The sequence below is a fragment of the Halomonas sp. B23F22_10 genome (assembly GCF_043496975.1).
Classification (GTDB): Bacteria; Pseudomonadota; Gammaproteobacteria; order Pseudomonadales; family Halomonadaceae; genus Halomonas; species Halomonas smyrnensis.
In genome coordinates, this window is the sequence record NZ_JBIEKF010000005.1 from 213838 (window position 1) to 236009 (window position 22172).

General features: G+C 69.7%; 17 protein-coding genes. 6 read left to right on the forward strand and 11 right to left on the reverse strand.

Going from position 1 to position 22172, the window contains the following annotated elements; all coding sequences use genetic code 11:
* Position 1 precedes the first annotated feature (1 nt).
* Entirely contained in the window at positions 2-946 is a 945-nt protein-coding gene (glyQ, locus tag ACGTNF_RS13245) for a glycine--tRNA ligase subunit alpha (protein ID WP_040477865.1), read from the reverse strand.
* Between the two features lie 273 nt (positions 947-1219).
* Between glyQ and rfaD the strand changes: the two genes are divergently transcribed.
* Together rfaD and waaF are read left to right on the forward strand one after the other, a co-directional pair.
* Positions 1220-2176, forward strand: coding sequence for an ADP-glyceromanno-heptose 6-epimerase (gene rfaD, locus ACGTNF_RS13250; RefSeq protein ID WP_394602079.1), 957 nt, complete (start codon positions 1220-1222; stop codon positions 2174-2176).
* A complete protein-coding gene (waaF, locus tag ACGTNF_RS13255; protein ID WP_394602080.1) occupies positions 2169-3182 on the forward strand; it encodes a lipopolysaccharide heptosyltransferase II in 1014 nt (337 codons plus the stop codon). Before rfaD ends, waaF begins: the two co-directional genes overlap by 8 nt.
* 7 nt (positions 3183-3189) lie before the next feature.
* Here waaF and ACGTNF_RS13260 read toward each other — a convergent pair whose 3' ends face one another.
* Genes ACGTNF_RS13260 through ACGTNF_RS13270 form a run of 3 tightly spaced genes read right to left on the reverse strand, consistent with a single transcriptional unit; the run spans position 3190 to position 6669 of the window.
* Positions 3190-4830, reverse strand: coding sequence for a sulfatase-like hydrolase/transferase (locus tag ACGTNF_RS13260; protein ID WP_394602081.1), 1641 nt, complete (start codon positions 4828-4830; stop codon positions 3190-3192).
* Positions 4817-5584 carry a glycosyltransferase family 2 protein gene (locus tag ACGTNF_RS13265; protein WP_394602082.1) on the reverse strand — a complete coding sequence of 256 codons (768 nt, stop codon included), beginning with the start codon at positions 5582-5584 and terminating at the stop codon, positions 4817-4819. Before ACGTNF_RS13265 ends, ACGTNF_RS13260 begins: the two co-directional genes overlap by 14 nt.
* Complete coding sequence (locus tag ACGTNF_RS13270) at positions 5581-6669, reverse strand: glycosyltransferase family 9 protein (RefSeq protein ID WP_394602083.1); 1089 nt, start codon at positions 6667-6669, stop codon at positions 5581-5583. Before ACGTNF_RS13270 ends, ACGTNF_RS13265 begins: the two co-directional genes overlap by 4 nt.
* 36 nt (positions 6670-6705) lie before the next feature.
* Here ACGTNF_RS13270 and ACGTNF_RS13275 point away from each other — a divergent pair, with 36 nt between their 5' ends.
* Positions 6706-7827 (forward strand): glycosyltransferase family 4 protein, encoded by a 1122-nt coding sequence (locus ACGTNF_RS13275; RefSeq protein WP_394602084.1) that lies wholly within the window; start codon positions 6706-6708, stop codon positions 7825-7827.
* 143 nt (positions 7828-7970) lie between these two features.
* Here the strand turns inward: ACGTNF_RS13275 and ACGTNF_RS13280 are convergent, their stop codons facing one another.
* Positions 7971-8678, reverse strand: coding sequence for a 3-deoxy-D-manno-octulosonic acid kinase (locus tag ACGTNF_RS13280; protein WP_394602085.1), 708 nt, complete (start codon positions 8676-8678; stop codon positions 7971-7973).
* On the opposite strand from ACGTNF_RS13280, the gene ACGTNF_RS13285 reads away from it, so the two are divergent.
* The 3 genes from ACGTNF_RS13285 to waaA are packed head-to-tail and all read left to right on the forward strand — an operon-like array spanning position 8677 to position 12492.
* Complete coding sequence (locus ACGTNF_RS13285; protein ID WP_394602086.1) at positions 8677-9774, forward strand: glycosyltransferase family 9 protein; 1098 nt, start codon at positions 8677-8679, stop codon at positions 9772-9774. The two genes, ACGTNF_RS13280 and ACGTNF_RS13285, sit on opposite strands and share 2 nt — an antisense overlap.
* Complete coding sequence (gene hldE, locus ACGTNF_RS13290) at positions 9764-11194, forward strand: bifunctional D-glycero-beta-D-manno-heptose-7-phosphate kinase/D-glycero-beta-D-manno-heptose 1-phosphate adenylyltransferase HldE (protein WP_394602087.1); 1431 nt, start codon at positions 9764-9766, stop codon at positions 11192-11194. The genes ACGTNF_RS13285 and hldE overlap by 11 nt, the downstream gene beginning before the upstream one ends.
* Positions 11194-12492, forward strand: a complete 1299-nt coding sequence (gene waaA / locus ACGTNF_RS13295; RefSeq protein WP_394602088.1) for a lipid IV(A) 3-deoxy-D-manno-octulosonic acid transferase — start codon at positions 11194-11196, stop codon at positions 12490-12492. The genes hldE and waaA overlap by 1 nt, the downstream gene beginning before the upstream one ends.
* Before the next feature lie 27 nt (positions 12493-12519).
* Here the strand turns inward: waaA and pelG are convergent, their stop codons facing one another.
* Genes pelG through ACGTNF_RS13325 form a run of 6 tightly spaced genes read right to left on the reverse strand, consistent with a single transcriptional unit; the run spans position 12520 to position 22148 of the window.
* Positions 12520-13920, reverse strand: coding sequence for an exopolysaccharide Pel transporter PelG (gene pelG, locus ACGTNF_RS13300; RefSeq protein WP_394602089.1), 1401 nt, complete (start codon positions 13918-13920; stop codon positions 12520-12522).
* The gene (gene pelF / locus ACGTNF_RS13305) at positions 13892-15475 is read right to left on the reverse strand and encodes a GT4 family glycosyltransferase PelF (RefSeq protein WP_394602090.1); all 1584 of its coding nucleotides are present in this window, start codon (positions 15473-15475) and stop codon (positions 13892-13894) included. The genes pelG and pelF overlap by 29 nt, the downstream gene beginning before the upstream one ends.
* On the reverse strand, positions 15466-16551 hold the full coding sequence (locus ACGTNF_RS13310) for a tetratricopeptide repeat protein (RefSeq protein ID WP_394602091.1): 1086 nt from the start codon (positions 16549-16551) through the stop codon (positions 15466-15468). Before ACGTNF_RS13310 ends, pelF begins: the two co-directional genes overlap by 10 nt.
* Positions 16538-17899 (reverse strand): PelD GGDEF domain-containing protein, encoded by a 1362-nt coding sequence (locus ACGTNF_RS13315; protein WP_016854159.1) that lies wholly within the window; start codon positions 17897-17899, stop codon positions 16538-16540. Before ACGTNF_RS13315 ends, ACGTNF_RS13310 begins: the two co-directional genes overlap by 14 nt.
* 7 nt (positions 17900-17906) lie before the next feature.
* Positions 17907-18443: a hypothetical protein gene (locus ACGTNF_RS13320; RefSeq protein ID WP_016854158.1), complete on the reverse strand. Its 537-nt coding sequence runs from the start codon at positions 18441-18443 to the stop codon at positions 17907-17909.
* Positions 18444-18458: 15 nt separating this feature from the next.
* Positions 18459-22148 carry a tetratricopeptide repeat protein gene (locus ACGTNF_RS13325; protein ID WP_394602092.1) on the reverse strand — a complete coding sequence of 1230 codons (3690 nt, stop codon included), beginning with the start codon at positions 22146-22148 and terminating at the stop codon, positions 18459-18461.
* Positions 22149-22172: the final 24 nt, after the last annotated feature.

Here is a 22172-nt window from a genome sequence, read left to right on the forward strand (position 1 = left end):
CTCAAGCGTCTCCTTCGGCAAGCAGTTCGCGGCGCAGGGCTTCGGGGGCCAGCGGGAAGCCGGCGGCCTTGCGCGATTCGTAGTAGGCGTGGGCCACGTCACGGGCCATGGTGCGGACGCGCAGGATGTAGCGCTGGCGTTCGGTCACCGAGATGGCGTGACGGGCATCGAGCAGGTTGAAGGTGTGCGAGGCCTTGAGCACCTGCTCGTAGGCGGGCAGCGGCAGGCCGGTCTCGATCAGCTTGGTGCATTCGCCTTCCTGGTGATCGAAGGCGGCGAACAGCGCCGGCACGTCGGCGTGCTCGAAGTTGTAGGTCGACTGCTCGCGCTCGTTCTGCAGGAAGACGTCGCCGTAGGTGACCCTGGTGCCATCGGGGGCGACGGTCCACACCAGGTCGTAGACGCTGTCGACGTCCTGGACGTACATGGCGATGCGCTCGATGCCGTAGGTCAGCTCGCCGGTGACCGGGTAGCACTCCAGGCCGCCGGCCTGCTGGAAGTAGGTGAACTGGGTCACCTCCATGCCGTTGAGCCACACTTCCCAGCCCAGGCCCCAGGCGCCGAGGGTCGGGGATTCCCAGTTGTCTTCGACGAAGCGGATGTCGTGAACCAGCGGGTCGAGGCCGAGACGCTTGAGCGAGCCCAGGTAGAGCTCCTGGAGATTGGCCGGGGACGGCTTCATCACCACCTGGAACTGGTAGTAGTGCTGCAGGCGGTTGGGGTTTTCCCCGTAGCGGCCGTCGGTGGGGCGGCGGGATGGCTGCACGTAGGCGGCATTCCAGGTCTCGGGACCGATGGAGCGCAGGAAGGTCGCCGGGTGGAAGGTCCCGGCGCCGACCTCCATGTCCAGGGGCTGGAGGACCACACAGCCCTGCTCGGCCCAGTACTGCTGCAGGGCCAGGATCAGGCCCTGGAAGGTTGTCACGTCTGGCGTCGACTGTGTCATTGGCGGGTCACCGTTGGCCATGAATTCACGAGCGGTCAAGTATACAATCACGGGCAGATCGGTTATAGGCGCAGCCCGGAATACCTTGGGCCATCGTCGTCGGGCGAGGGCTCGGGGCTGATCCGTCGACGGAGCTGCGAGAGGGCGCTGTGAACCCCTCCCTGGGCGCTACCGACGCCATCCATGGCGTAGGACCCTCTCTTCGCTCCGTCCCCGGCGCCCCTCATCATCGGCCCAACCGCGGTGGCTCCAACCGCATAGAGAGGAATCCCCATGATCGTAGTGACAGGCGGAGCCGGCTTCATCGGCTCGAATCTGGTCAAGGCTCTCAACGAGCGCGGCCGTAACGACGTGCTGGTGGTCGACGACCTGAGCGACGGCACCAAGTTCGTCAATCTGGCCGATTGCACCCTCGGCGACTACCTGGACAAGGACGACTTCCTGGCCCGGGTGAAGGCCGCCCTCAACGGCGAGACCTCGCACCTGCCGCCCATCGAGGCGATCTTCCACGAGGGCGCCTGCTCCGACACCACGGAGTGGGACGGTCGCTTCATGCTCGAGAACAACTTCGAGTACTCCAAGGAGCTGCTGCACTTCTGCCAGCTCAAGGGCATTCCCTTCATCTACGCCTCCTCCGCGGCCACCTACGGCGGCAGCGAGGTGTTCCGCGAGGAGCCCGAGCACGAGAAGCCGCTCAACGTCTACGGCTACTCCAAGCTGTTGTTCGATCAGTACGTGCGCGCCCGCCACGACGAGTTCGAGAGCCAGGTGGTCGGCTTCCGCTACTTCAACGTCTACGGCCCCCGCGAGCAGCACAAGGGCAAGATGGCCAGCGTCGCCTACCACCACCACACCCAGATCAGCGGCGGCCAGGATCTCAAGCTGTTCGGCGCCTGGGACGGCTATGAGGCCGGCATGCAGAGCCGCGACTTCATCTACGTCGGCGACGTGGTCGACGTGAACCTGTGGTTCCTCGACCACCCCGAGGCCTCCGGCATCTTCAACCTCGGCACCGGCCGCGCCGAGCCGTTCAAGGCGATCGGCGAGGCGGTGGTCGACTACTACGGCAAGGGCAAGATCGAGTACATCGACTTCCCCGACGAGCTCAAGGGCCGCTACCAGAGCTACACCCGCGCCGACATCGCGCGGCTGCGCGAGGCCGGCTACGACCGCGAGTTCCACACCGTCGCCGAAGGCGTGAAGGCCTACCTGGAGTGGCTGAATGCCTGACCCGGGCGAGCGCATCCTGGTCGTCGGCCCGTCCTGGGTCGGCGACATGGTCATGGCCCAGAGCCTGTTCAAGACGCTCAAGGAACGCGACCCGGCGGCGACCATCGGCGTGGTGGCGCCGGCCTGGTCGCGGCCGATCCTCGAGCGGATGGACGAGGTCGACGAGGTGGCCGCGCTGGAAGTCGGCCACGGCGAGTTCGGCTGGGCCGCGCGGCGCCGGCTGGCCGCCTCGCTGCGCGGGCGCTTCGATCGCGCCATCGTGCTGCCGCGCTCCTGGAAGTCGGCGCTGGTGCCCTTCCTGGCGCGCATCCCGCGGCGCGTCGGCTTCCACGGCGAGCAGCGCTACGGGCTGCTCAACGAGCGTCGCCGCCTCGACAAGGCCGTGCTCGACCAGACCGTGAAGCGCTTCGTGTCGCTGGGGCTGCCGGCCGGCGAGGCGGCGCGGGGCGACTTCCCGATCCCGCGCCCGGCGCTGCGGCGCGACGACGCCAATCTGGCGTCGCTGCACGCCTCGCTCGGAATCGGCGGCCGCCCGGCCATCGCCATGATGCCCGGCGCCGAGTACGGTCCCGCCAAGCAGTGGCCGCTCGAGTATTTCCGCCGCCTGGCCGAGGCGCTGATCGCCGAGGGCTTCGAGGTGCGGGTGATGGGCGGGCCCAAGGACGAACCCGCCGGCGAGACCATCGCCGGCGGGCTCGAGCATGCCCATAACCTGTGCGGCAAGACCCGGCTGGCCGACGCGGTGGACCTGCTCGCCGACTGCCGCCAGGCGGTGACCAACGACTCGGGGCTGATGCACGTGGCCGCCGCCGCGGGCACCCGCATCCAGGCGATCTACGGCTCCTCCTCGCCGGCCTACACGCCGCCGCTCACCGGCAACGCCGAGATCCACTACCTGGCGCTGGACTGCTCGCCCTGCTTCGAGCGGACCTGCCCGCTGGGGCACACCCACTGCCTCAAGCGGCAGCCGCCGGAGAAGATCCTGTCGGCCATCCTGGCCGGCTAGCCGCGGCCTACGGCGCTTCGCCCGAAGGTTCCGCCCGGACCGACGCCGGCTCCGGGCGGGGCAGATCCAGCCCCTTCCACAGTCGGCGCTGCAAGGCGGTCTCCTCCTGCATCCGGGCGTTGATGGCCTCCAGGCCGTGGCGCTCGACCAGCGTCGGTTCCCGCGACAGCAGCGAGACGCCGAGTCCCGCGCGGTGGTTCTCGACGCGAAAGCCCATGGCCTCCAGCATGGTGGGCAGCACGTCGAGGGTCGAACCCTCGCGGTCGAGGCGCCGCGGTATCAGGTCGTTGTGCAGCAGCATGAAGGTATTGGCGCGTGGGCCGGCGATCAGCTCGTCCCAGGCCGAGACGCGCATGGTCAGGTGGTCGCTGGCGAGCACCACCAGGGTGTTGTCCAGCAGCCCCTCGACCTCCAGGCGTTCGACCAGCCGCCGGGCCAGCCAGGCCGAGCATTCCACCGCGTAGAGGATGTCCTCGCCGTCGTGCTCGCCCTGGCGTGCCTCGCAGGCGCGGGCCGGGTAGCCGGCGGGCGGATGGGTGCCGAGGCTCAGCGCGATCACGCCCCAGGGGCCGCCTTCGGCCTCGCGGCGGCGGATCTCCTCCAGGGTGAAGTCGTAGAGGCTGTCGTCGTACAGCCCCCAGCTGTTGAGGTAGTCCGGATCCTCGAGCCGCGGGGTCAGGGTCTCGCGGCCGCGCACCCGCGTGACGCCGTGGCCGGTGTAGAAGCGCCCCTTGCCGGCGAAGCGGGTGCTGGCGCCACCGAGATAGCTCAGGGCATAGCCCTGCTCCTGCAGCAGGTCGCCCAGGCAGTCGATGCCCGGCACGACCCGCTCCAGCGGCTCGAACTGGCTGTCGTGGAGCAGGCCGGCCGGCATCAGCGGCGTGCCGCACTGGCTGGCGATCATGCCGGCCATGGTCCAGCCGGTGTTGTCGATCTGACGCACGCCCTCGAAGACCACGCCGCGTTCGCCCAGTTCGGCGAGCGGCGCATAGGCGTCGCCGAAGCGATCGCGGTCGGCGTAGGTGCGCTCCAGGCTCTCCAGGTAGAGCACCAGCAGGTTGGGCGGGTCGGTCGGCGCCGCCTGGATCACCGGCGCCACATAGCGGCGATCGAGCCAGGCACCGTCCTCGGTGACCAGGGCCATGCCGCGCTGGCCGAGCCCCAGTAGCATCGGGTTGCCGAGCAGCAGCACCGCGGCCAGCAGGCGTTCATGGCGGGCCCAGCGATCGTCGCGTCGCACCAGCCAGGTGAAGGCCGCCAGCACCGCCAGCATGGCCAGGGTATAGAGCATGGCCGCGACCAGCCGCTCGCCGCCGCCGTGATCGCTGATGCCGGCCTGCAGATGGAAGAACACCGCGCCGAGATCGACCTTGCCGAAGCTGTCGGCCAGGTAGACGTAGATGCCCCACAGGATCAGCGGCAGCAGCGACCAGGGCCAGCGGCGTCGCGGCATCGACGCGGCCGCGTCGTCGCCCCAGCGCAGGCGATGGGCCAGCCACACCCAGCCGGCGGCGATCGGCCACAGCGCAAGTGTCGGTAGCCGGGTCACGGTGACGGCGGCGAAGCCCAGCGCCAGGCCGAGGGTCAGCAGGGCCCATCCCCGTGGGCGCCTGAATCGCATGGGCCGGGTGTGCTCAGCGCGGGTCATGATCCGCACGCTCGTTCTCGTAGAGTTCGTTGAGCTTGGCGTACTTCATGTAGGCGTGAAACGCCGTGGTCATGGCCACGGTGAAACCGTCCGCGCCCTGGAAGAGGCCGCCCTTGAGGATCAGCTTGCGGAAGGTGGCGGTGGCCGCGTGCAGCGCCGGCCGTACCGCCGAGGGCCGCTTGCCGCGCTCCTTCATCGCCCAGGCGTCACGGCTGGAGAGCGCGTCGATGCGGCTGATCCAGTGCGACAGGTCGCGGTAGGTGAAGTGGCGGATATGGGCATCCAGATCGACCACCGAGGGCGCCTGCACCGAGGAGTGCGCCTTCTTGGGCAGATAGCCCGAGGTGGTGCGGTGGTAGAGCCGGGTGACCGGATCGGGATAGAAGCCCGCGGCGCGGATCCAGTGGCGGCCGGCGAAGTTGCGGCGCTTGAAGCGGAAGGCCTGCTGCGGGTCATCCAGCGCCAGCTCCTGGACCGCCGCGATGGCGTCGTCGTCGAGGCGCTCGTCGGCGTCCAGCGCCAGGATCCAGTCGTGAGCGGCCTGGGGCACGGCGAAGGCCTTCTGCGGGCCGTCGCCGAGGTAGGGCTGGTGGATCACCCGGGCGCCGGCGGCCTCGGCCAGCGCCACGGTGTCGTCCTGGCTGCCGGAGTCGACGACGATCACCTCGTCGCAGACCCGTTGCAGGGAGACGACGCAGTCGGTGACGTTGTCGGCCTCGTTGAGTGTGATGATGATGCCGGAGATGGGCGTCATGGGCGGGTCTCGCTGATCGAAGAGGAAGTCAGGCGTGCGGCGATGGCCTCGGCGGCGGCGGCCAGATCGATGGATGCCATGTCCGCCTCGTGGGCGCCCTCGGGTGGGCAGAAGGCCAGGCGCCGGTCCTCGGCGTTGCAGGTCTGCCAGCGCAGCGGCGTGGCCGAGCGCCGCGAGGGGTAGAAGCCCGCGGTGGGCCGGTCCAGGCAGGCGGCGACGTGCAGCGGCCCGGTGGAGCCGGCGATGAACAGGTCGGCGGCCGCGAGGCTCCTGGCGAAGGCCTCCAGCCCCGCGCTCGGTGGCAGGCGCCGGGCCTCGAGCCCGGCCTCGCGCAGCGTCTCGCACAGGGCGTCGGCGTTGTCGGTCTCGCCGGGGCCGGCGGTGATCACCCAGGCCGGCGCCGTGTCCGTCTCGCGCAGCCGAGCGTCGACGTCGCGGGCCAGCCGCACATAGGCCTCGGGCGCGAGGTTGACCGCCGAGCCGCCGCTGCCGGGGTGCAGGAACAGCCAGGGGCGGTCATCACTGAGCCCGGTGGCCTCGGCCACGAGACGGCGCTGGCGGGCGTGCTCGGCGTCGTCCAGCGGCCAGCAGGGCGGCGCCGGCCGCGCCGGCACCGTGATGCCCAGCGCCTCGAGCAGCGACTCGGCGAGCTCCAGGTTGTAGACGTACTCGGGTTTCTCCGAGCGCGACCTGCGCTGGGTGACGCGGCGGTTGTAGAATAGCTGGGCCCACTTGGTGGCCGGCGCCAGGCGCAGCGGAATGCCGGCCCGCCAGCCCAGCCAGCCGATGCGCGGCGTGGAGAACAGCGTCAGCAGCGCATCGAAGCGGCCGGCCTTCAGCTCGGCCAGCAGTTCGCGCCGACCCTCATGACCGGCGTCGTCGCCCGGGTCGAGGATCACCTCGTCGATCCAGGGGCAGGCGCGGGCCAGCGGGGCGGTGTAGCTCGGCACCAGCACGCTGACGTGGGGGCGCGGCGAGGCGGCCTTGAGGGCCGCCAGGGCCGGCCAGGCCAGCATGAAGTCGCCGAGCTTGTCGTTGCGAACCACCAGCAGGCGCGGCGGCCGTTGATCGGAGAAACTCGTCATGGGGCTCCCGAGCCCCGATACCGAATGGAGGATGCCTTGAGACCCAAGGTCATGCAGCTCTGCCTCTCGAACGGCTGGGGCGGACTGGAAATGTATCCTGCGCGGATTATACCCGAGCTGGCCCGCCAGGGGTGGGAGGCCCACGGCCTGGCGCTCGCCGGTTCGCGGGTGGCGGCGAGCCTGGAGGCCGTCGGCGTCACGCCGCTGACGGTGCCGTCCCGCGGCCAGGCGCTGTGGCGGGTCGGGCGCATACTGGACTACCTCAAGGCCCACGGCATCGAGGCCATCCACTGCCACAAGTCCAGCGACCTGCGCCTGGGCGCGCTGCTGGCCACGCTGCGCCCGGGGCTCCGGCTGTTCTTCACCGATCACATGGGCGTCACCCGGCCCAAGCGCGATGTCTACCATCGCTGGGCCTACGGCCGCGTCACCCGGCTGTTCTCGATCAGCGAGGCGACCCGCGCCCGCAATCTCCAGGCCTTCCCGCTGCCCGCCGAGCGCATCCGCCGGCTCTATCTCGGCATCGATCCGGCGCCCTATGTGGCCGAGCCGGCCGATGCCGAGCGCGACAGGCTGCGCGCCGAGCTGGGCGTGCCCGAGGGCGCGGTGGCGATCGGCCTGCCGGGGCGCATCACTCCGGGCAAGGGGCAGCGGGTGTGGATCGAGGCGCTGGCGCGGCTGGCCGAAACGCGCGCTGGCGCGGCCTGGCATGGCGTGATGATCGGCGGGCTGACGGCCGAGGAGGGTAGCAACGCGGCCTTCGTCGAGGCGCTGCGCGAGCGCGTCGAGGCGCTGGGGCTCGGTGACCGCATGACCTTCGCCGGCTTCCGCGCCGACCTGCCGCGCTGCCTGCAGGCGCTGGACGTGGTCTGCACGCCGTCGCGCAACGAGGCCTTCGGGCTGACGGTAATCGAGGCCATGGCCGCCGGCCGGCCGGTGGTGGGGGCCTCGAGCGGGGCGATTCCGGAGCTGGTGAGCCCGGACACCGGGCGACTGGCCGATCCCGAATCGCCCGAGGCCTGGGCCGCGGCCCTGGCCGAGCTGGTCGACGACGGCGCGCTGCGCGAGCGGCTCGGCGCGGCGGGCCGGGCGCGGGTGCTGGAGGACTTCACCCTGGCGAGCCACGTCGAGGCGCTGGTGACGGAGTACGGTGCGTAGCAGATCCTAGTCGATGAGCGCCGGGGGTAAGGTGGAGCGAGGATTTTTTGCCAAGGAAGGCAAAAGTAGCTTACAGGGAGGTATTTACAGCGCCCTCGCGATGGTCCGGCACCCCGGAGCTTAGGCGCCGGCAAAGCTCATCGCTAATCTTGAATAGAGTCATAGCCGCGACGGATGGCGGCCATGGCGGGGGCGGCGTCGAACTTGGCCAGCGAGCGGGCCAGCCGCTCGAGGTTGGCCTCCTGCCACTTGCCGGGCGCGCGCAGCCGGCAGCGGTCGAAGTCGATCAGCCACACGGTGCCGTCGTCGTCGATCAGCAGGTTGCGGGCGTTGAGGTCCACGTGGTCGAGGCCGGCGTCGTGGAAGCGGCGCACCGTGGCGCCGACCCGCGCTAGCAGGGCGTCGTCGGCGTCATGGAGCCGCTCGGCCAGGGCGCGGGCGCCGGAGAGGCGCACGGTGATCAGCGCGGCCTCGTACCCGGGGCCGTGGCGGGTCGTGACCGCCGCCACCGGGCGGGGCACCGGCAGGCCGAGCGAGAACAGGTGGGCGGTCAGGCGCAGCTCGCGGAAGGAACGGCTGCGTTCGGCGCCGGTCCACAGATAGCGCGATTCGCTCACCCGGGCCACCAGGCCGCCGCGGCGGTAGGGGCGCAGCACCCACTCGGCCTCGCCGGCGGCCAGGAACAGGCTGGCGCCGCGGCCGGGGGCCTCGCCGGTGACGAGGCCCTGACGGCGCCAGTGGTCGGGATCGAAGGTTGGCGGGCCGATTTGTGGCGCCCCATCGGCGTCACATAAACTGTCCGCATCATATAAAATGTAAACCTTTCCCGTTTGAAGCGTTGCCAATCGCATGAAGCATCCTCTGCCCGCCAGCCCCGCCCATATCGGCGTGCTGCGCCTTTCCGCCCTGGGCGATGTCTGTAACCTGGTTCCGACGATCCGCGCGCTGCAGCGTCGGTGGCCCGATGCGCGCATCACCTGGATCATCGGCAAGGGCGAGCACAGTCTACTGGCCGGTATGTCGGGGGTCGAGTTCGTCGTCTACGACAAGGCCACCGGCCTCTCGGGGATGCGCGAGCTGTGGCGGCAGCTCGCGGACACGCGCTTCGACGTGCTGCTGCACATGCAGCAGGCGCTGCGTGCCAGCGTGCTCTCGCTGGGCCTCAAGGCCGACCTGCGCGTCGGCTACGACAAGGCCCGCGCCAAGGATGCCCAGCACTGGTTCACCCACCGCCAGCTGGCACCGCACCCCCGCGCCCACGTGCTCGAGTCGTTCCTCGACTTCGCCCGGCTGCTGGGCGTCGAGGATCTCTCGCTGGCGTGGGACATGCCGATCCCCGACGCCGCCCGGCACGAGGCCGCGACGCTGACCGGCGACGCGCCCTATATCCTGATGAGCCCCTGCGCCAACCCGCGGCTGCGCAACTTCCGCAACTGGTCGGCGGAGGGCTACGCCAGCGTGGTCGAGCACGCCTGGGTCCAGCACGGTCTGAAGACGGTGCTGACCGGCGGCGGCAGCACCCAGGAGCGCGAGATGGGCAGCCGCATCCAGGCGCTGTCCCAGCCCGGGGCGGTGATCGACGCCATCGGCGGCTCCTCGCTGAAGGGCCTGCTGGCGCTGATCGACGGCGCCCGTGCGGTGGTGGCGCCGGACTCGGGCCCGGTGCACATGGCCAACGCCCTGAATACCCCCGTGGTCGGCCTGTTCGCCACCACCAACCCGGACCGGGCCGCGCCCTACTGCTGGCGCGAGCACGTGGTGAACCGCTATCCCGATGCGGTGCGCCAGTTCCTGCACAAGGATCCCGAGACGCTGTCCTGGGGGCAGCGGGTCCGCCATCCCGACGCCATGTCGCTGATCCAGGCCGACGACGTCATTCGTAATCTCGAGGCGGTGCTGGCCATCGCCGCGTCCCGTCAGGAAAGGGAGCCTTCCGATGAAGCTTGATCTGACCGCCCTGGAGCACTCACGCCTGCTGGTGGTGGGCGACGTGATGCTCGACCGCTACTTCCACGGTGGGACCTCGCGGATCTCGCCCGAGGCCCCGGTGCCGGTGGTGCGGGTCGAGGAGGCCGAGGACCGTCCCGGCGGCGCCGCCAACGTGGCGCTCAACATCGCCTCGCTGGGCGCGCGGGCGGCGCTGGCCGGCCTGGTCGGCGACGACGACAACGCCGACCTGCTGAGCCGCCGCCTCGAGGACGCCGGTGTAAGCACTCACTTCGCTCGCAGCGCCGATATTCCGACCATCACCAAGCTCCGCGTGATGAGCCGCAACCAGCAGCTGATCCGCCTCGACTTCGAGCAGAGCCTCGGCGACGTGGACACCGGGCCACTGGCGGAGGAGGTCGAGACGGCCCTGGACGACGCCGACCTGGTGATCCTCTCCGACTATGGCAAGGGCACCCTGGCCGATGTCCAAGGGCTGATCGGCCGCGTGCGGGCCGCCGGCAAGCGGGTGCTGGTTGATCCCAAGGGCAGCGACTTCCGCAAGTACCGGGGCGCCAGCGTGATCACCCCCAACCTGGCCGAGTTCGAGGCCGTCGCCGGCCCCTGCCCGGACGATGCCACCCTGTCCGAACGCGGCGAGGCGCTGCGCGCCGAGCTGGAGCTCGAGGCGCTGCTGATCACCCGCAGCGAGAAGGGCATGACGCTGATCCGCGAGGGCCACGAGCCGTTGCACCTGCCGACCCGCGCCCGGGAGGTGTTCGACGTCACCGGCGCCGGCGACACCGTGATCGGCGTGCTGGGGCTGGCGCTGGCCGCGGGCCACGGCTTCCCCGAGGCCATGACCCTGGCCAACCTGGCCGCCGGCCTGGTGGTCGCCAAACCCGGTACCGCCACGCTGTCCGTGGCCGAGCTCTACACCGCCCTGCACGGCGACAAGCTGGCCGAATTCGGGGTGATCGGCGAGGCGCCGCTGATCGAGGCGGTGCGCGCCGCCCAGGCCCGCGGCGAGCGGGTGGTGATGACCAACGGCTGCTTCGACATCCTCCACGCCGGCCACGTGGCCTACCTGGAGCACGCCCGCCGGCTCGGCGACCGGCTGATCGTGGCGGTCAACGACGACGCCTCCATCGGCCGCCTCAAGGGGCCCAAGCGGCCGATCAACCCGCTGGCGCGGCGCATGCAGGTGCTGGCCGGGCTGGGCGCGGTGGACTGGGTGGTGCCCTTCGCCGAGGACACCCCGCAGCAGCTGATCGAGGCGGTGCTGCCTGATGTGCTGGTCAAGGGCGGCGACTACCGGCCCGAGGACATCGCCGGCGGCGAGGCCGTGCGTGCGGCCGGCGGCGAGGTGCAGGTGCTGGGCTTCGAGGACGGCGTCTCCACCACGGCGATGATCTCCACCATCCTCGACCGCGAGGCCTGATGGCCGGCCATCCCTGGGCGCGGCGCGGCTACTCCGCCGCGCTGCTGTCGCTCTCGCCGCTGGTCTGGCGGCGAGTGTGGCGGGAGAGCCTGCCCGGGCGCTCCCGTGTCGAGCGGCTGGGGCGCATCGCCGTTTCGCCGGAGGGCGCCCATAGCCTGTGGCTGCACTGTGCCTCGGTGGGCGAGGTGCAGGCCGCTCGCCCGCTGATCGAGGCCCTGGCGCGCCGTCATCCCGACCGCCGCCTGGTGATCACCACCATGACCGCCACCGGGGCCGAGCGCGCCCATGCCGTCGCCGAACGCCTGCAGTACGAGGCGGATGTGGCCGAAGTGAGTCATCACTTCGTGCCGCTGGACTTCCCCGGCGCCGCGCGGCGTTTCCTCGATCGCCTGCGCCCCGATCTCGCCATCTTCTTCGAGACCGAGCTGTGGCCCAACCTGCTGGCCGGCTGCGAGCGACGGGGCATTCCGGTGGCGGTGGTCAACGGCCGGCTCTCGCCGCGGGCCTTCCGGGGCTATCGTCGCCTCGGGCGGCTGATGGCCGAGGCGCTGTCCCACGTCAGCTGGCTGGGGGCCAAGTCCGAGGCCGACGCCGAACGCTTCCGGGCGCTGGGCATGGCGGCGGGGAAGACCGAGGTGACCGGCTCGCTGAAGTTCGATCTGGCCCGTGATGACAAGGCCTTTGGCGTGAGTGAGCGCTTGCGCACCGAGATCGGCAAGCGGCCGGTGTGGGTGGCGGGGTCGACCCACGAGGGCGAGGACGAGGCACTGCTCGAGGCCCATGCGCGGCTGCGGGAGCGCTGTCCCGAGGCGCTGCTGATCCTGGTGCCGCGCCATCCGCGGCGCTTCGAGGCGGCGGCCGAGCTGTGCCGCCACGCGGGCATGCCGCTGGCGCGGCGCTCGCGGGACGAGGCGGTGACCGGCGAGACCGCGGTCTATCTGGGCGACACCATGGGTGAGCTGTCCACGCTCTACGGTGCGGGCGACGCGGCCTTCGTCGGCGGCAGCCTGGTGCCGATCGGCGGCCACAACCTGCTGGAACCGGCCGCCATGGGCGTGCCGGTGCTGACCGGCCCCGAGCTCGCCAACTTCACCGACGTGGCCGAGGCGCTGCGCGAGCGGCAGGCGCTGGTGGAGGTCAGTGACGCCACGACACTCGCCGACGCGCTCGCACGCCTGCTCGGCGATGCGGCGGAGCGTGAACGCCTGGCCGCGGCCGGGCGGGTGGTGGTCGAGGCCAACCGCGGCGCCCTGGCGCGGACGCTGGAAGGCCTGGATCGGTTCCTCCAAGCGAAGTGAGTGCTTGCTTGCATCACGCCTTCGGCATCAGGCGCGGCTCCGGGGTGGGCGGCAAGGCGGCTGCAGCATGAAGGTCTGATACGTGAGGCGCTGAAACTCGTGATCCAGCATGCCGAGGCCGACCAGGGAGGTGATCAGGAGTGACAGGGCATAGCCGTAGCCATAGAAGGCCGGCCCCAGCTGTTGGCTCACCATCGTCAGCCCCAGGTTGGTTCCCGCGAACAACAGGCACAGGCACAGCGCCGGCCTCAGGCGGTCGAGATAGAACAGCACGTTGAGGATCGCCATGAACAGCACCTGGATGCCTACCGCCACCAGGAAGATATTGAACAGCGGCAGATACCAGGCCGAGAAGCCTAGCCAGTCGAGCAGGGTCGGCCCGGCCATCAGCAGGGCCAGGATGGTGATGCCCTGAACCTTGAAGATATCGTAGATGCCGCGTCGTACGCTGGTGATCATCTGGCCGCGCAGCAGCTCGATATGGTCGAGGGTATCGCCGCCGCGAACGGCCTCGTAATAGGCGCTGCAGCGCTCGGCGAAGTCCGTCTCCATGCGCATCAGGAACACGGCCATGCCGGGGACGATGGAGAGGTAGGCGAGGAAGAGCGGGAGGTCGTGAATCGGCGCGGCACGCAGCGGGCCGATGATGGACTCGGATGTGTCGGGATTGAACCAGAAAGCCAGCTTGTCGATCCAGATGCCCAGGTTGTAGCTCAGGCCGATCAGGATCAGCGAGAGATGGCGTTGCCCCCGACGGTGGAGGTCGAAGGCCCATAGCCGCTCGCTGGGATAGTGGCGGATCACCATGAAGAGCAGGCAGTAGAGCAGCAGCCCCTGACCCAGCACGAAACCGCCCAGCAGCCCTTCGAGCCCCAGGTCGCGCAGCAGCAGGCCCGCGCCGAGTGTGGCGCCATAGCCCAGGGCAAAGGCGCCTAGTACCTGATGGTAGGCCTTGACGCCCGCCACGAAGACAGCCACGCACCAGATGTTGCTCAGCAGCACGAAGGCGACCGCCATCTCCAGTCGATAGACCACGCCGGTGCCGGCGAAGGCGGGCATCGCCGCCAGCCCCAGCGTGCCTGCCGCCAGCGTCACCAGGGTCAGTAGTCCGAAGAGATTGGGCAGCACCCGCTCGGCGTGGTGCTCGAATAGCCGGTCGGCCACGAAGCGGGTGAACAGCAGCTGCACCAGGCCGGTAAATATCAGCGACGCGGCCACCAGCCAGGTCACCGAAACCAGGAACTCGGTGACGTGACCGCTGGCACCCTGCCGGGTCGAGGCCGAGATCATCCCCAGCGCCATCACGGCCAGGATCGACAAGACCCAGGGGCCGGAGCCGATGATGCCCGCGTAGCTGTAGGCACGCAGCAGCCCCAGGTAACTGTCCTGCCGCAGCAGCCTACGCAGTTCGAAGCCGATCCCCGCCATCTTTGCTCGTCTCCTTCCCGTCACCGGGCAGTGCCCCGGCATCGACGTAGAGTTGCCGGTAGCGGGAGAGCATCAGCGCCTCGGTATATTCCGTCTCGACGCGGGCTATTCCCGCCTCCCGAGCCTGTTGCCAGGCCTGGTCGTCTTCCAGCAGCTCTGCCATGGCAGCCGCCGTGGCGCCGGGACTGGCGATGGGGACGATGCGCCCCGAGGGTCGCTCTGACCGATCGCTTCCCAGCACCAGTTCACGACAGGCGCCGACGTCGCTGCATACCACCGGCACCCCGGCGGCCATGGCCTCGAGCGCCACCAGGGGCTGGGCCTCGCTGATGGAGGTCAGTACCACCAGGCGGGACTGTGCGAGGATCGTCTCGGTGCGCTGGAAGCCGAGAAAACGCACCCGCGTCTCGAGGCCGAGCTGCTGCACCAGGTCGTGGCACTCGCGCGCATAGTCGGGATCCTCGCTCTCCGGCCCGACGATCCAGCCCTCGGCCTGGGGAACGCGCGACAACAGCTGGTGCATGGCGCGTATGAAGGTCTTGATGTCCTTGATGGGCGTGACTCGGCCGAGCAGCGTCACGACCTGCCGCCCTGTGCTCCCTGTGGTATCGCGCAGGGGGCGAAAGCGCTCGATGCCGATGCCGTTGGGGATCACACGGGTGCGGTCCTCGGCGGCGCCATCGAGCAGCTGACGCTGACGATTGCCTTCGTAGAGGGTGGTGATGCCGCAGGCCGAGGCGTAGGTCATGCGCCCGAGGCTCTGGAAGAAGCGAACCCACATGTGCCGCAGGTAACCGGTATGGGTCTGGAAGCCATGGGTCAGGGGGTCGGTCGGGTCGCGTATCCAGTCGGCCTGTACCAGGTCGATCTGGCGCTCCTTGGTGTAGATGCCGTGCTCGGAGACCAGCAGCGGCCGTCGGGTGATGTGGTGCGCCAGGGCTCCGAGAAAGCCGGCATAGCCGGTGGAGATGGCATGCAGACAGCGTCCCGGCGGCAGCTGCCTGGCGATGCGCGAGAGCAGAAACAGCGGGGTGTGCATGTTGCGCACCGACCAGAAGTAGTCGATGAAGGAAGGATCAGGGTAGTCGCGATGGTAGTGCTCGAGGATCTGCTCCCAGGCGGCCTGGCTGTACAGGAAGTCGTCCTGACTCAGGCCCCCGGTACGCCCCAGCAGCCGAGCGGCCTGACACAGGGTGGCGTCCGGGCTGGCCTCGGGAGCGCGCAGGGTCTCATGCAGCTCGCGACTGGCTGCGAAGGCGCGCCTGTTGCCGCGCCGTTGCCGCGGCGTGCCGGACTGCAGCATGTCGTCGAACAGGTAGTGGCACTCGAGGTGCACCACGTTCTCCGGTCGTGCATAGAGGATCCCCTCGTAGTCCTGTCGTCGTCCGCCCAGAAAGACCAGGGCGAAGCGCAGGTCGGGCAGTCCTCGGATCAGCTGGTCGACCCAGCCGGCGACCCCGCCGCGTACCATGGGGTAGGTGCCCTCGAGCAACAGGATGATGTCGGCGGGGCGCGCGCGCCGCCTGAGTGTCGGCCAGCCGTCCGTCATTGCCATGCTTCCTGTCTTTCCCGGGCGGCGGTCGTGTCCGTGTCGCCCCGAGGGGCGGCGTCCACACGCCAGAAGCTGGCCACCGGATGCAAGGTGGGATCGCCGGCAGCGGCGGCACTGAGCCGGGCCAGCTGCCGGCGCACTTCCGCGAAACGTCGCTGCCGGAAGGCCAGCTCCGCGCGATGCGGTGCCAGGTCGTCGTCGTTCATCCCCAGGCGCTCGCAATGCGCGAAGGCGCGCTCGGCATCCGCGACATCGCCCAGCGTCGCGCACAGCCTGCCGCGCTGCAGCCAGCGCTGGGCAGTTGTCCGATGCTCCAGCGCCTGGTCGATGAACGCCAGGGCCTGTTCGAGCAGATAACGCAGCGTGCTGCCCTGCGCCAGGCCCAGGTAGGCATACTCCCAGTACAGGGTCGAGATGGCCTCGGCGCGGTGGCCGGCCGGGTCGTCGCCCTGTGCGATGGTCCGGGTCAAGGCGAGGAGTCGGCTATCCAGCTCGCGTTCGATGGCATTCAGCATCGAGTATGCGAGCAGGCGGACATCGTCGCTGGCATCCATCAGCCCCTGGCGTAGCAAAGGGACGGCCTGCCGCCGGGGCAGGTGTCGACAGGCCAGAATCGCCTGCTGACGCTGCTGGGGATCGCCGACTCCCGACAGCACGCTGCCCAGACCGTTGCGGAGGGTGGGGTCGTTCGCGGCCGGAAGGGGGACGGCGCGGAATGGCAGGTCGGGGATGGGAAGCGGGCGCCAGGTCTTCGGCCTGGTGCGACGAGCGCTGTGCAGGGCGGGCAGCACCCCCAGCGCGATCCCCACGGCACCGATGCCTGGCAGCAGGATCAGCGAGGCCAGCAGGAAAGCCAGCGTACCGGCCATGGGGTGTGCGATATCCTTCGGCAGTCCCTTCCACAGTCCGACGGCGAGCAGCAGGCTGGCCATCAGGTGCTGCGGCAGGCTGCGCCACCAGAGCAGCTCGGGAGTGAGTAGCAGGCAGTAGGCGGCGATGCCCTCCAGGGTCAGCCCGGCGAGCAGCCACGGGATGATCACCGGCAGCGGAGAACGCGGTGGCGCGTCAAGCCGCCGCATGGTGGCGCTCCTGAAGGTCGAGGCCGTCCAGAAGTGCCCTGGCCGAGCGGTGGCCGTCGATGAGCCGATGGCTAAGTCGTACGCCTTCCTGGCGAGGATCTTGTGGCAGCTGGGTCTCCAGGCGCTGCCAGAGACGCTCGGCGAAGGCGGTGGCGGCCCGCTCGTCGGCCAGCGGCATCAGGATATGCAAGCAGGTCGTGTGCAGCCTCGTGCCGAACACCCATCCCTGATCCAGGGCGCGCAGCTGGGCAAAGGCTTCGTCGATGATGGTCCGGCCATGCGTCTCGTCCAGTGTCTCCGGGAGTTCCAGGGTGACGAGGAGTGAAGACAGGTGGTTGCGTCGGGCCTGGGCGACCCAACGCGCCAGGCTGGCGGATAGATCGGCGGGCGAGGCATGCCCCTGACGCGCTTCGGCCCGGTGAAGCAGGTCGCCGAGCTGGGCGCCGAGCACCGCCAGCAGATGCAGTTGTCCGCGATGGAAGTCGAGAAAGGGCATTTGCGTGACCGCGACAAGGGCATGGATGCGCTCATGCACATCGATCAGTGGCACCACCGCGAGCAGCGAGCCCTGTTCGGGTAGCTGGGGGTCGACGGCGTTGCCGGCATAGAGCATCTCGCGTTGCTCGAGGCAGGCGAGGATCATCGGGTCCTGGTGATCGATGCCGACCCCGCCGCCGTAGCAGACCGGTGCTTCCTTGAGGGGACGATGATGTTCGTCGAGGCGAATCAGCGCCGCCTGCTGGATACGGCCGTTGAGCGCCAGGAAGCTGAGTATCTCGCTACCGTGGTGCTGGAGCGGTGCTCCGTGCTCGGCCAGATGCTGAAAGCGCTGGGCGAGCCGATGCAGCGCATCGCGCAGCGTGAACGGATTGGCGGCCAGGCGCTCGGCCAGCTGATCATGCGAGACGCGTAGCAGATGATAGTGTCGGACGAACTCGTCGAGCCGAGTGGCCTGATCGTGGTTGATGGTGGCCAACTGGCGCAGCCGACGTTGCCAGGTGTCGGCCATCTCGCCCGACAGCATTCCCACCAGCACCACCGCCACGGCATTGGGCAGTGCCTGCGCCTGGTCCGGCACCAGCGCCCCGGTTCGCCACCAGGTCTCGGCGCCGATCAGGGCGACGCTGATCAGGGCGCTGCCGAAGCCGAAGGCAAACCCGTAACGAATGCCGATCAACAGCGGTCCCGCCACCAGCAGCCAGGCCGTTCCGCTCTCCAGCAGCAGTGGATCCTCGGGATGCAGGATGAAGCCGAGCGCGGGTATCGCCAGGCTGATGACCAGGGTCTCCAGCATCCGTAGCCAGCGCGGTGGCGGCTCGACCGGGATGTGCTCGAAACGCGTCGCCATATTCACCTCAGCGCTCCAGGGGCAGTTCGTCGACCAGATCGGCCATCAGTTCCTGGCCGACGCCGCTGGTGGTGCTGAAGCCCCAGCCGCTGCGTGCGCCACTGGCGCTCCACAGCGTTTCGCCGCTGTTGACGTCGACCACCCGCAGGCTCAGGCCCACGGCGGGCTCGCCATCCAGGCCGGTCTTGTACTGCCATTCGTCCACGGAGCCCGTGACGCCATAGCGGATACCCTGCTGCTGGGCCCAGTTCAGGGCCTCCTGCAGGTCATGGCCGCCGGTGAGGTCGAGCAGCCCGGAGGGAGGCGGGTGGGGGGCCTGGGTCAGCGACGCGACGCCATGCTGGTGCAGCAGGGTGGTCAGGCCGGATTCGGCGCGTCGTCCGGCCAACGGCGTTTCGGAGTGGTTGGCGATCGGCAGCAGCGCCCAGCGTGCATCGGGGTCCAGGGGGGCCGAGCGGTGCACGTCGGTCACGGCGCAGCCGCCGAGCGCGAAGAGACCGATGAGCGTCGCCATGGCCAGTGAGGAAGCGAATGAGCGGGACATGGGCATCACTCCTTGCTAGTGGCGGGCGGCCTTTTGGCGGCCCAGGAAGTACTGATAGGTCAGGGCAATGGCGAAGCGCGTGTCGTCGCTGTTGCTTGCCCCCTGTTCGGTGCCCTGATCGAGGGTGAGCCGCAGCCCCAGCTCGTCATTGCCCAGCAGCCGGGAGCCGACAGCGAAGGTGGTATTGATGGCGAACTCGTCGTTCGGCATGTGGTAGCCGGCATCCAGGTCGAAACGCAGCCTGGGAGAGGCCACCCGGGGGTAGGCGTGGCCCGGCTCGCCTCGCGCAATGCCTATCCCGACGCCCACGAAGGTGTTGCTGTCGTCGAGCAGCCGGTCCGGTGTGCTGCCGGCGGGTAGGCGGGCGGCGGTGTCCTCGGGCAATTGGTCCACCGGATCGTGTTGCTCGTGACTGGCCATCAGGCGCAGCTCCAGCCGCCGGCTGGCGCCCGCCACCAGGGCGTGGCTCCAATCCGCCTCCAGGCGCATGCCGTCGCCCAGTCGTTCATGCTCCTCGCGGCTGCGGAAGATCAGATGACTGGCATCGAACGACAGGACGTCACGGGCCGTGGGCTGCCATTCGAGATTGGCGCCGACTCGGTCTTCGACCCCCAGTACCCGCATCAGGTCGCCGATCTCGGAGGTCTGGCCCAGCGCACCGTAGACGCCGCCCGCCAGGCGCGACGTCGCCTGCCAGCGCTGGTCGAGCCGGAGCTGGACCCGAGTGTCGTCGTCGGTCTCGACGCCGCCCAGCTGCAGCCGGGTATCGCTGCGTGCGCCGTTCCAGCCGAGGGTCAGCCCTGCGACGCTCTCTTGTTCCAGGCCGTCCGCCTCGAGATCGAGCTTCCCGGTATCCAGCCGTCGCTTCGCCAGATCGAGCCTGCCCCACCAGCGTTCGCCGGCTCGCTCGTAGCTCAGCTGGCCGCTGTCGATGCTCAGGTCGCCGAGTTCCTCGTGGGAGGCACGAGTGACGAGGCGATGGGGCAGCTCGTTGGCCAGCGCCACGGCGTCGGCTCGCTGGTCATGGCCGGCGGCAGTCAAGTCGGTGGCCAGCGCCAGTGCTTCCTGGCGGCGGTCCAGCCGCTGGAGGGCAGCGAGCCGGTCGGCCGCTGACAGGGCGGCCGTGTCATCGTCGAGCAATCGCTTCAGGGTGGCGCGATCATTCTTCTCCAGCGCGACCGACAGGCGCTGCCAGTCGGGGCTGCGATGCCCCAGGTCGCGGGTCCGCAGCAGCAGGTAGCGGGCGTGCAGCGGCCGGTTCAGGGCCAGATTGGCGTCGAACAGCCAATCACTGTCTTCCACCGTCGGTGGCGTGTCGTCGAACGCCTTCAGCAGCAGGGTGTGGTACCAGCCGCGGCCGCTGTCGGGGCCGGCCAGTGTCGTCAGTGTGTCCAGTGCCCGGACCTGATCTTCCCGGCTGTCACGGCCCGGCTGCGTCGAGGCGCTCGGGTTGGCCGCGAGTTCGGGCAGCAGATCGGCGAGCGCCTGATGGCGCAGCCGATAGGCGGTTGCCGCGTGACCGGTCGATGCCAGGGTGTCGGCATGATCGAGCTGGAGCCAGGTATCCCGAGGCGCAGCCTGGGCTGCCGAGCGATACCATCTCAATGCCCGGTCGAGCTCCCCCAGCTGGCGATGGCCATTGGCCATGGCGGCCATCAGGTCGGTATGACCGCGGGCGGCGGCGGCCCATTCGCCGAGGCGTTGGCGAAGCATCTCGTGCTCCCCGTCGGCGGCCAGTGCATAGAGCATCCCGGCGCGGAGGTAGGGCTCGCCGGGGGCTCGGGCGAGGGCTTCCCGGTACGCCGAGACGGCACCGGGAGCATCCCGTTCCCGCAGCCGTTGGGCGCCCAGGGCTCCCCAGTAGTGGGGCGAGTCGGCCAGGGGGGCGGGATCCTGCTCGACCATCGCTAAAAGCGCTCGCGTGAGGTCGGGGCGAGACTCACGCTGGGCAAGGTCAAGCATCTCCATGATCGCGTCGGTGTCGCGCTCGGCTTCCCAGCGTTCGCGAGTCACCCGCATGGCCAGCGACAGGTCGCCGCTGTCTCCCGCGGTGCGGATGAGGCGCGTCGCCTCATCGTTCTCCAGGCCATGGCGGGCGAACAGGGCCCGATAGGCCTGCCGGCTGCTCCTCGCATCGCCGACTTGCCAGGCCAGCTCGGCGCGCTGGCGCCAGTATTCGTCGGCCATGGCCGAGGTGCTGTCGGGGTCGATGCGGCCGAGGACGGTCAGGGCCTCGTCGAGTCGCCACTGTTGGGTCAGAAGACGGCTCCGCTCGCGGGTCGCCTCGACCTCCAGCCCGGAATGACCCGCTAGCCTGGCCCAGGCATCTTGTGCGTCCTCGAGACGGCCGACCTGTTCCAGCCAAGTGGCCAGGCGAATGCGCAGTTCCCGATCGCCGTCGCCGGCGGCTTCCCAGCGGCGTATCTGGGCGATGCCGGCGTCCGGCTCGCCCAAGGCATCGAGCAGGTCGACCAGCAGATGGCGCTCATCAGGCGTCAGTTCGCCGCGCTCGTTGAGGCGCCGCAGGGCGGCCAGGGCGGTGGTGCGATAGCGCAGACTCAGCGCGAGGGTCACGACCTCGCGATCATGCTCGGCCCGTTCGCTGGCCCGGGCCAGCCGCTCCAGAGTGTCCAGCGCTCGCCGGTGTTGGTCGGCCCACTGCTGGGTGTGGGCGAGGCGCTCGAGGTGGTCGAGCTGATTCGGTTCCAGGCGCTGCAGCCGCTCCAGGCCCTCGATGGCCGACTCCAGACGGTCGAGGCCCAGGGCGATCGAGACGTGGCGCTCGAGGGCATCCACGTCATCGGGATGCAGATCGAGATAGTGCTGTGACCATTCGAATGCCTGTTCCGGTTCGTCATGAGCCAGTGCCAGGCGAATCCCGAGCGTCAGCAACGTTTCATCATCGGGATAGTGGCTCAGATATTCCCGTGCATACGCCACGCCGATGCCGCTCTCGCTCTGTTCGGCGGCAGTCAAGGCGGCCAGGGCGGCTTCCCGGCGTGGCGGGTCCTCGGAGCCGAGGGGATCCTGCTGGGCATGGGCCGCGGGGATCACCCACCCCAGCCAGCCGAGATCGTGAGGGGCATTCCCGGCGATCTGCCAGGCCCGGTGCCAGGCCCTGGCCGAGCGCTCCGGTGCGCCGGCCTTGAGCCACCAGTAGCCGGCCTGGGTCAACCAGTGGTAGCCCTTCGGTGAGTCACGCTCGGCCAGCTGCTCGTAGCATTGGGCCGCGCGGGCGGGATGGCCGATTGCCAGCCAGTGATGGGCGATCGTGGCCAGGTGCGGTGGTGGAAGATCATCGCGCGACTCGAGCGCAGCGAGTTGCCGGGTCAGCCGCTCGAGGTGGCGAGCCCGCTCGGGAGCCTCTGCGGGGAGGGCCGCGTAGGCCTGCCAGTTCAGCTCCAGCAGCAGCCACTGGATGTCGATGTCGTGGTCGCCGCCGAGTGGCGCCAAGGTCTCGCGTGCGGCGGCGAGCTCGCCGATCTCCATGAGCTGGCGGGTCAGGGCAAGGCGCAGTCCGACGTTGTCGGGGCTGACCCTGAGCAGGGCCTGATGGTAGAGGATCGCCATGCGTTCGTAGGCGGTCTCCGGTGAGGCGCCGAGCTGCAGGAAGTGGCGGGCCGGGAAGAGGCCGATCAGGATGAGCGCCAGCAGGATGCCCAGCCCCCGCAGGGTCAAGGGTCGGAGCAGGTGACCGGCGCGCATGGGATGCCGATGTCGGGAACGAAG

Coding starts and splice junctions, on each gene's coding strand:
- hldE (WP_394602087.1), top strand. CDS start 9,764: ATGAAGCTTGATCTGACCGCCCTGGAGCACTCACGCCTGCTGGTGGTG.
- ACGTNF_RS13315 (WP_016854159.1), bottom strand. CDS start 17,899: ATGGCGACGCGTTTCGAGCACATCCCGGTCGAGCCGCCACCGCGCTGG.
- ACGTNF_RS13325 (WP_394602092.1), bottom strand. CDS start 22,148: ATGCGCGCCGGTCACCTGCTCCGACCCTTGACCCTGCGGGGGCTGGGC.
- pelF (WP_394602090.1), bottom strand. CDS start 15,475: ATGGCAATGACGGACGGCTGGCCGACACTCAGGCGGCGCGCGCGCCCC.
- ACGTNF_RS13270 (WP_394602083.1), bottom strand. CDS start 6,669: ATGACGAGTTTCTCCGATCAACGGCCGCCGCGCCTGCTGGTGGTTCGC.
- ACGTNF_RS13285 (WP_394602086.1), top strand. CDS start 8,677: ATGAAGCATCCTCTGCCCGCCAGCCCCGCCCATATCGGCGTGCTGCGC.
- ACGTNF_RS13280 (WP_394602085.1), bottom strand. CDS start 8,678: ATGCGATTGGCAACGCTTCAAACGGGAAAGGTTTACATTTTATATGAT.
- waaF (WP_394602080.1), top strand. CDS start 2,169: ATGCCTGACCCGGGCGAGCGCATCCTGGTCGTCGGCCCGTCCTGGGTC.
- pelG (WP_394602089.1), bottom strand. CDS start 13,920: ATGGCGGGGATCGGCTTCGAACTGCGTAGGCTGCTGCGGCAGGACAGT.
- glyQ (WP_040477865.1), bottom strand. CDS start 946: ATGACACAGTCGACGCCAGACGTGACAACCTTCCAGGGCCTGATCCTG.
- rfaD (WP_394602079.1), top strand. CDS start 1,220: ATGATCGTAGTGACAGGCGGAGCCGGCTTCATCGGCTCGAATCTGGTC.
- waaA (WP_394602088.1), top strand. CDS start 11,194: ATGGCCGGCCATCCCTGGGCGCGGCGCGGCTACTCCGCCGCGCTGCTG.
- ACGTNF_RS13320 (WP_016854158.1), bottom strand. CDS start 18,443: ATGTCCCGCTCATTCGCTTCCTCACTGGCCATGGCGACGCTCATCGGT.
- ACGTNF_RS13310 (WP_394602091.1), bottom strand. CDS start 16,551: ATGCGGCGGCTTGACGCGCCACCGCGTTCTCCGCTGCCGGTGATCATC.
- ACGTNF_RS13260 (WP_394602081.1), bottom strand. CDS start 4,830: ATGACCCGCGCTGAGCACACCCGGCCCATGCGATTCAGGCGCCCACGG.
- ACGTNF_RS13265 (WP_394602082.1), bottom strand. CDS start 5,584: ATGACGCCCATCTCCGGCATCATCATCACACTCAACGAGGCCGACAAC.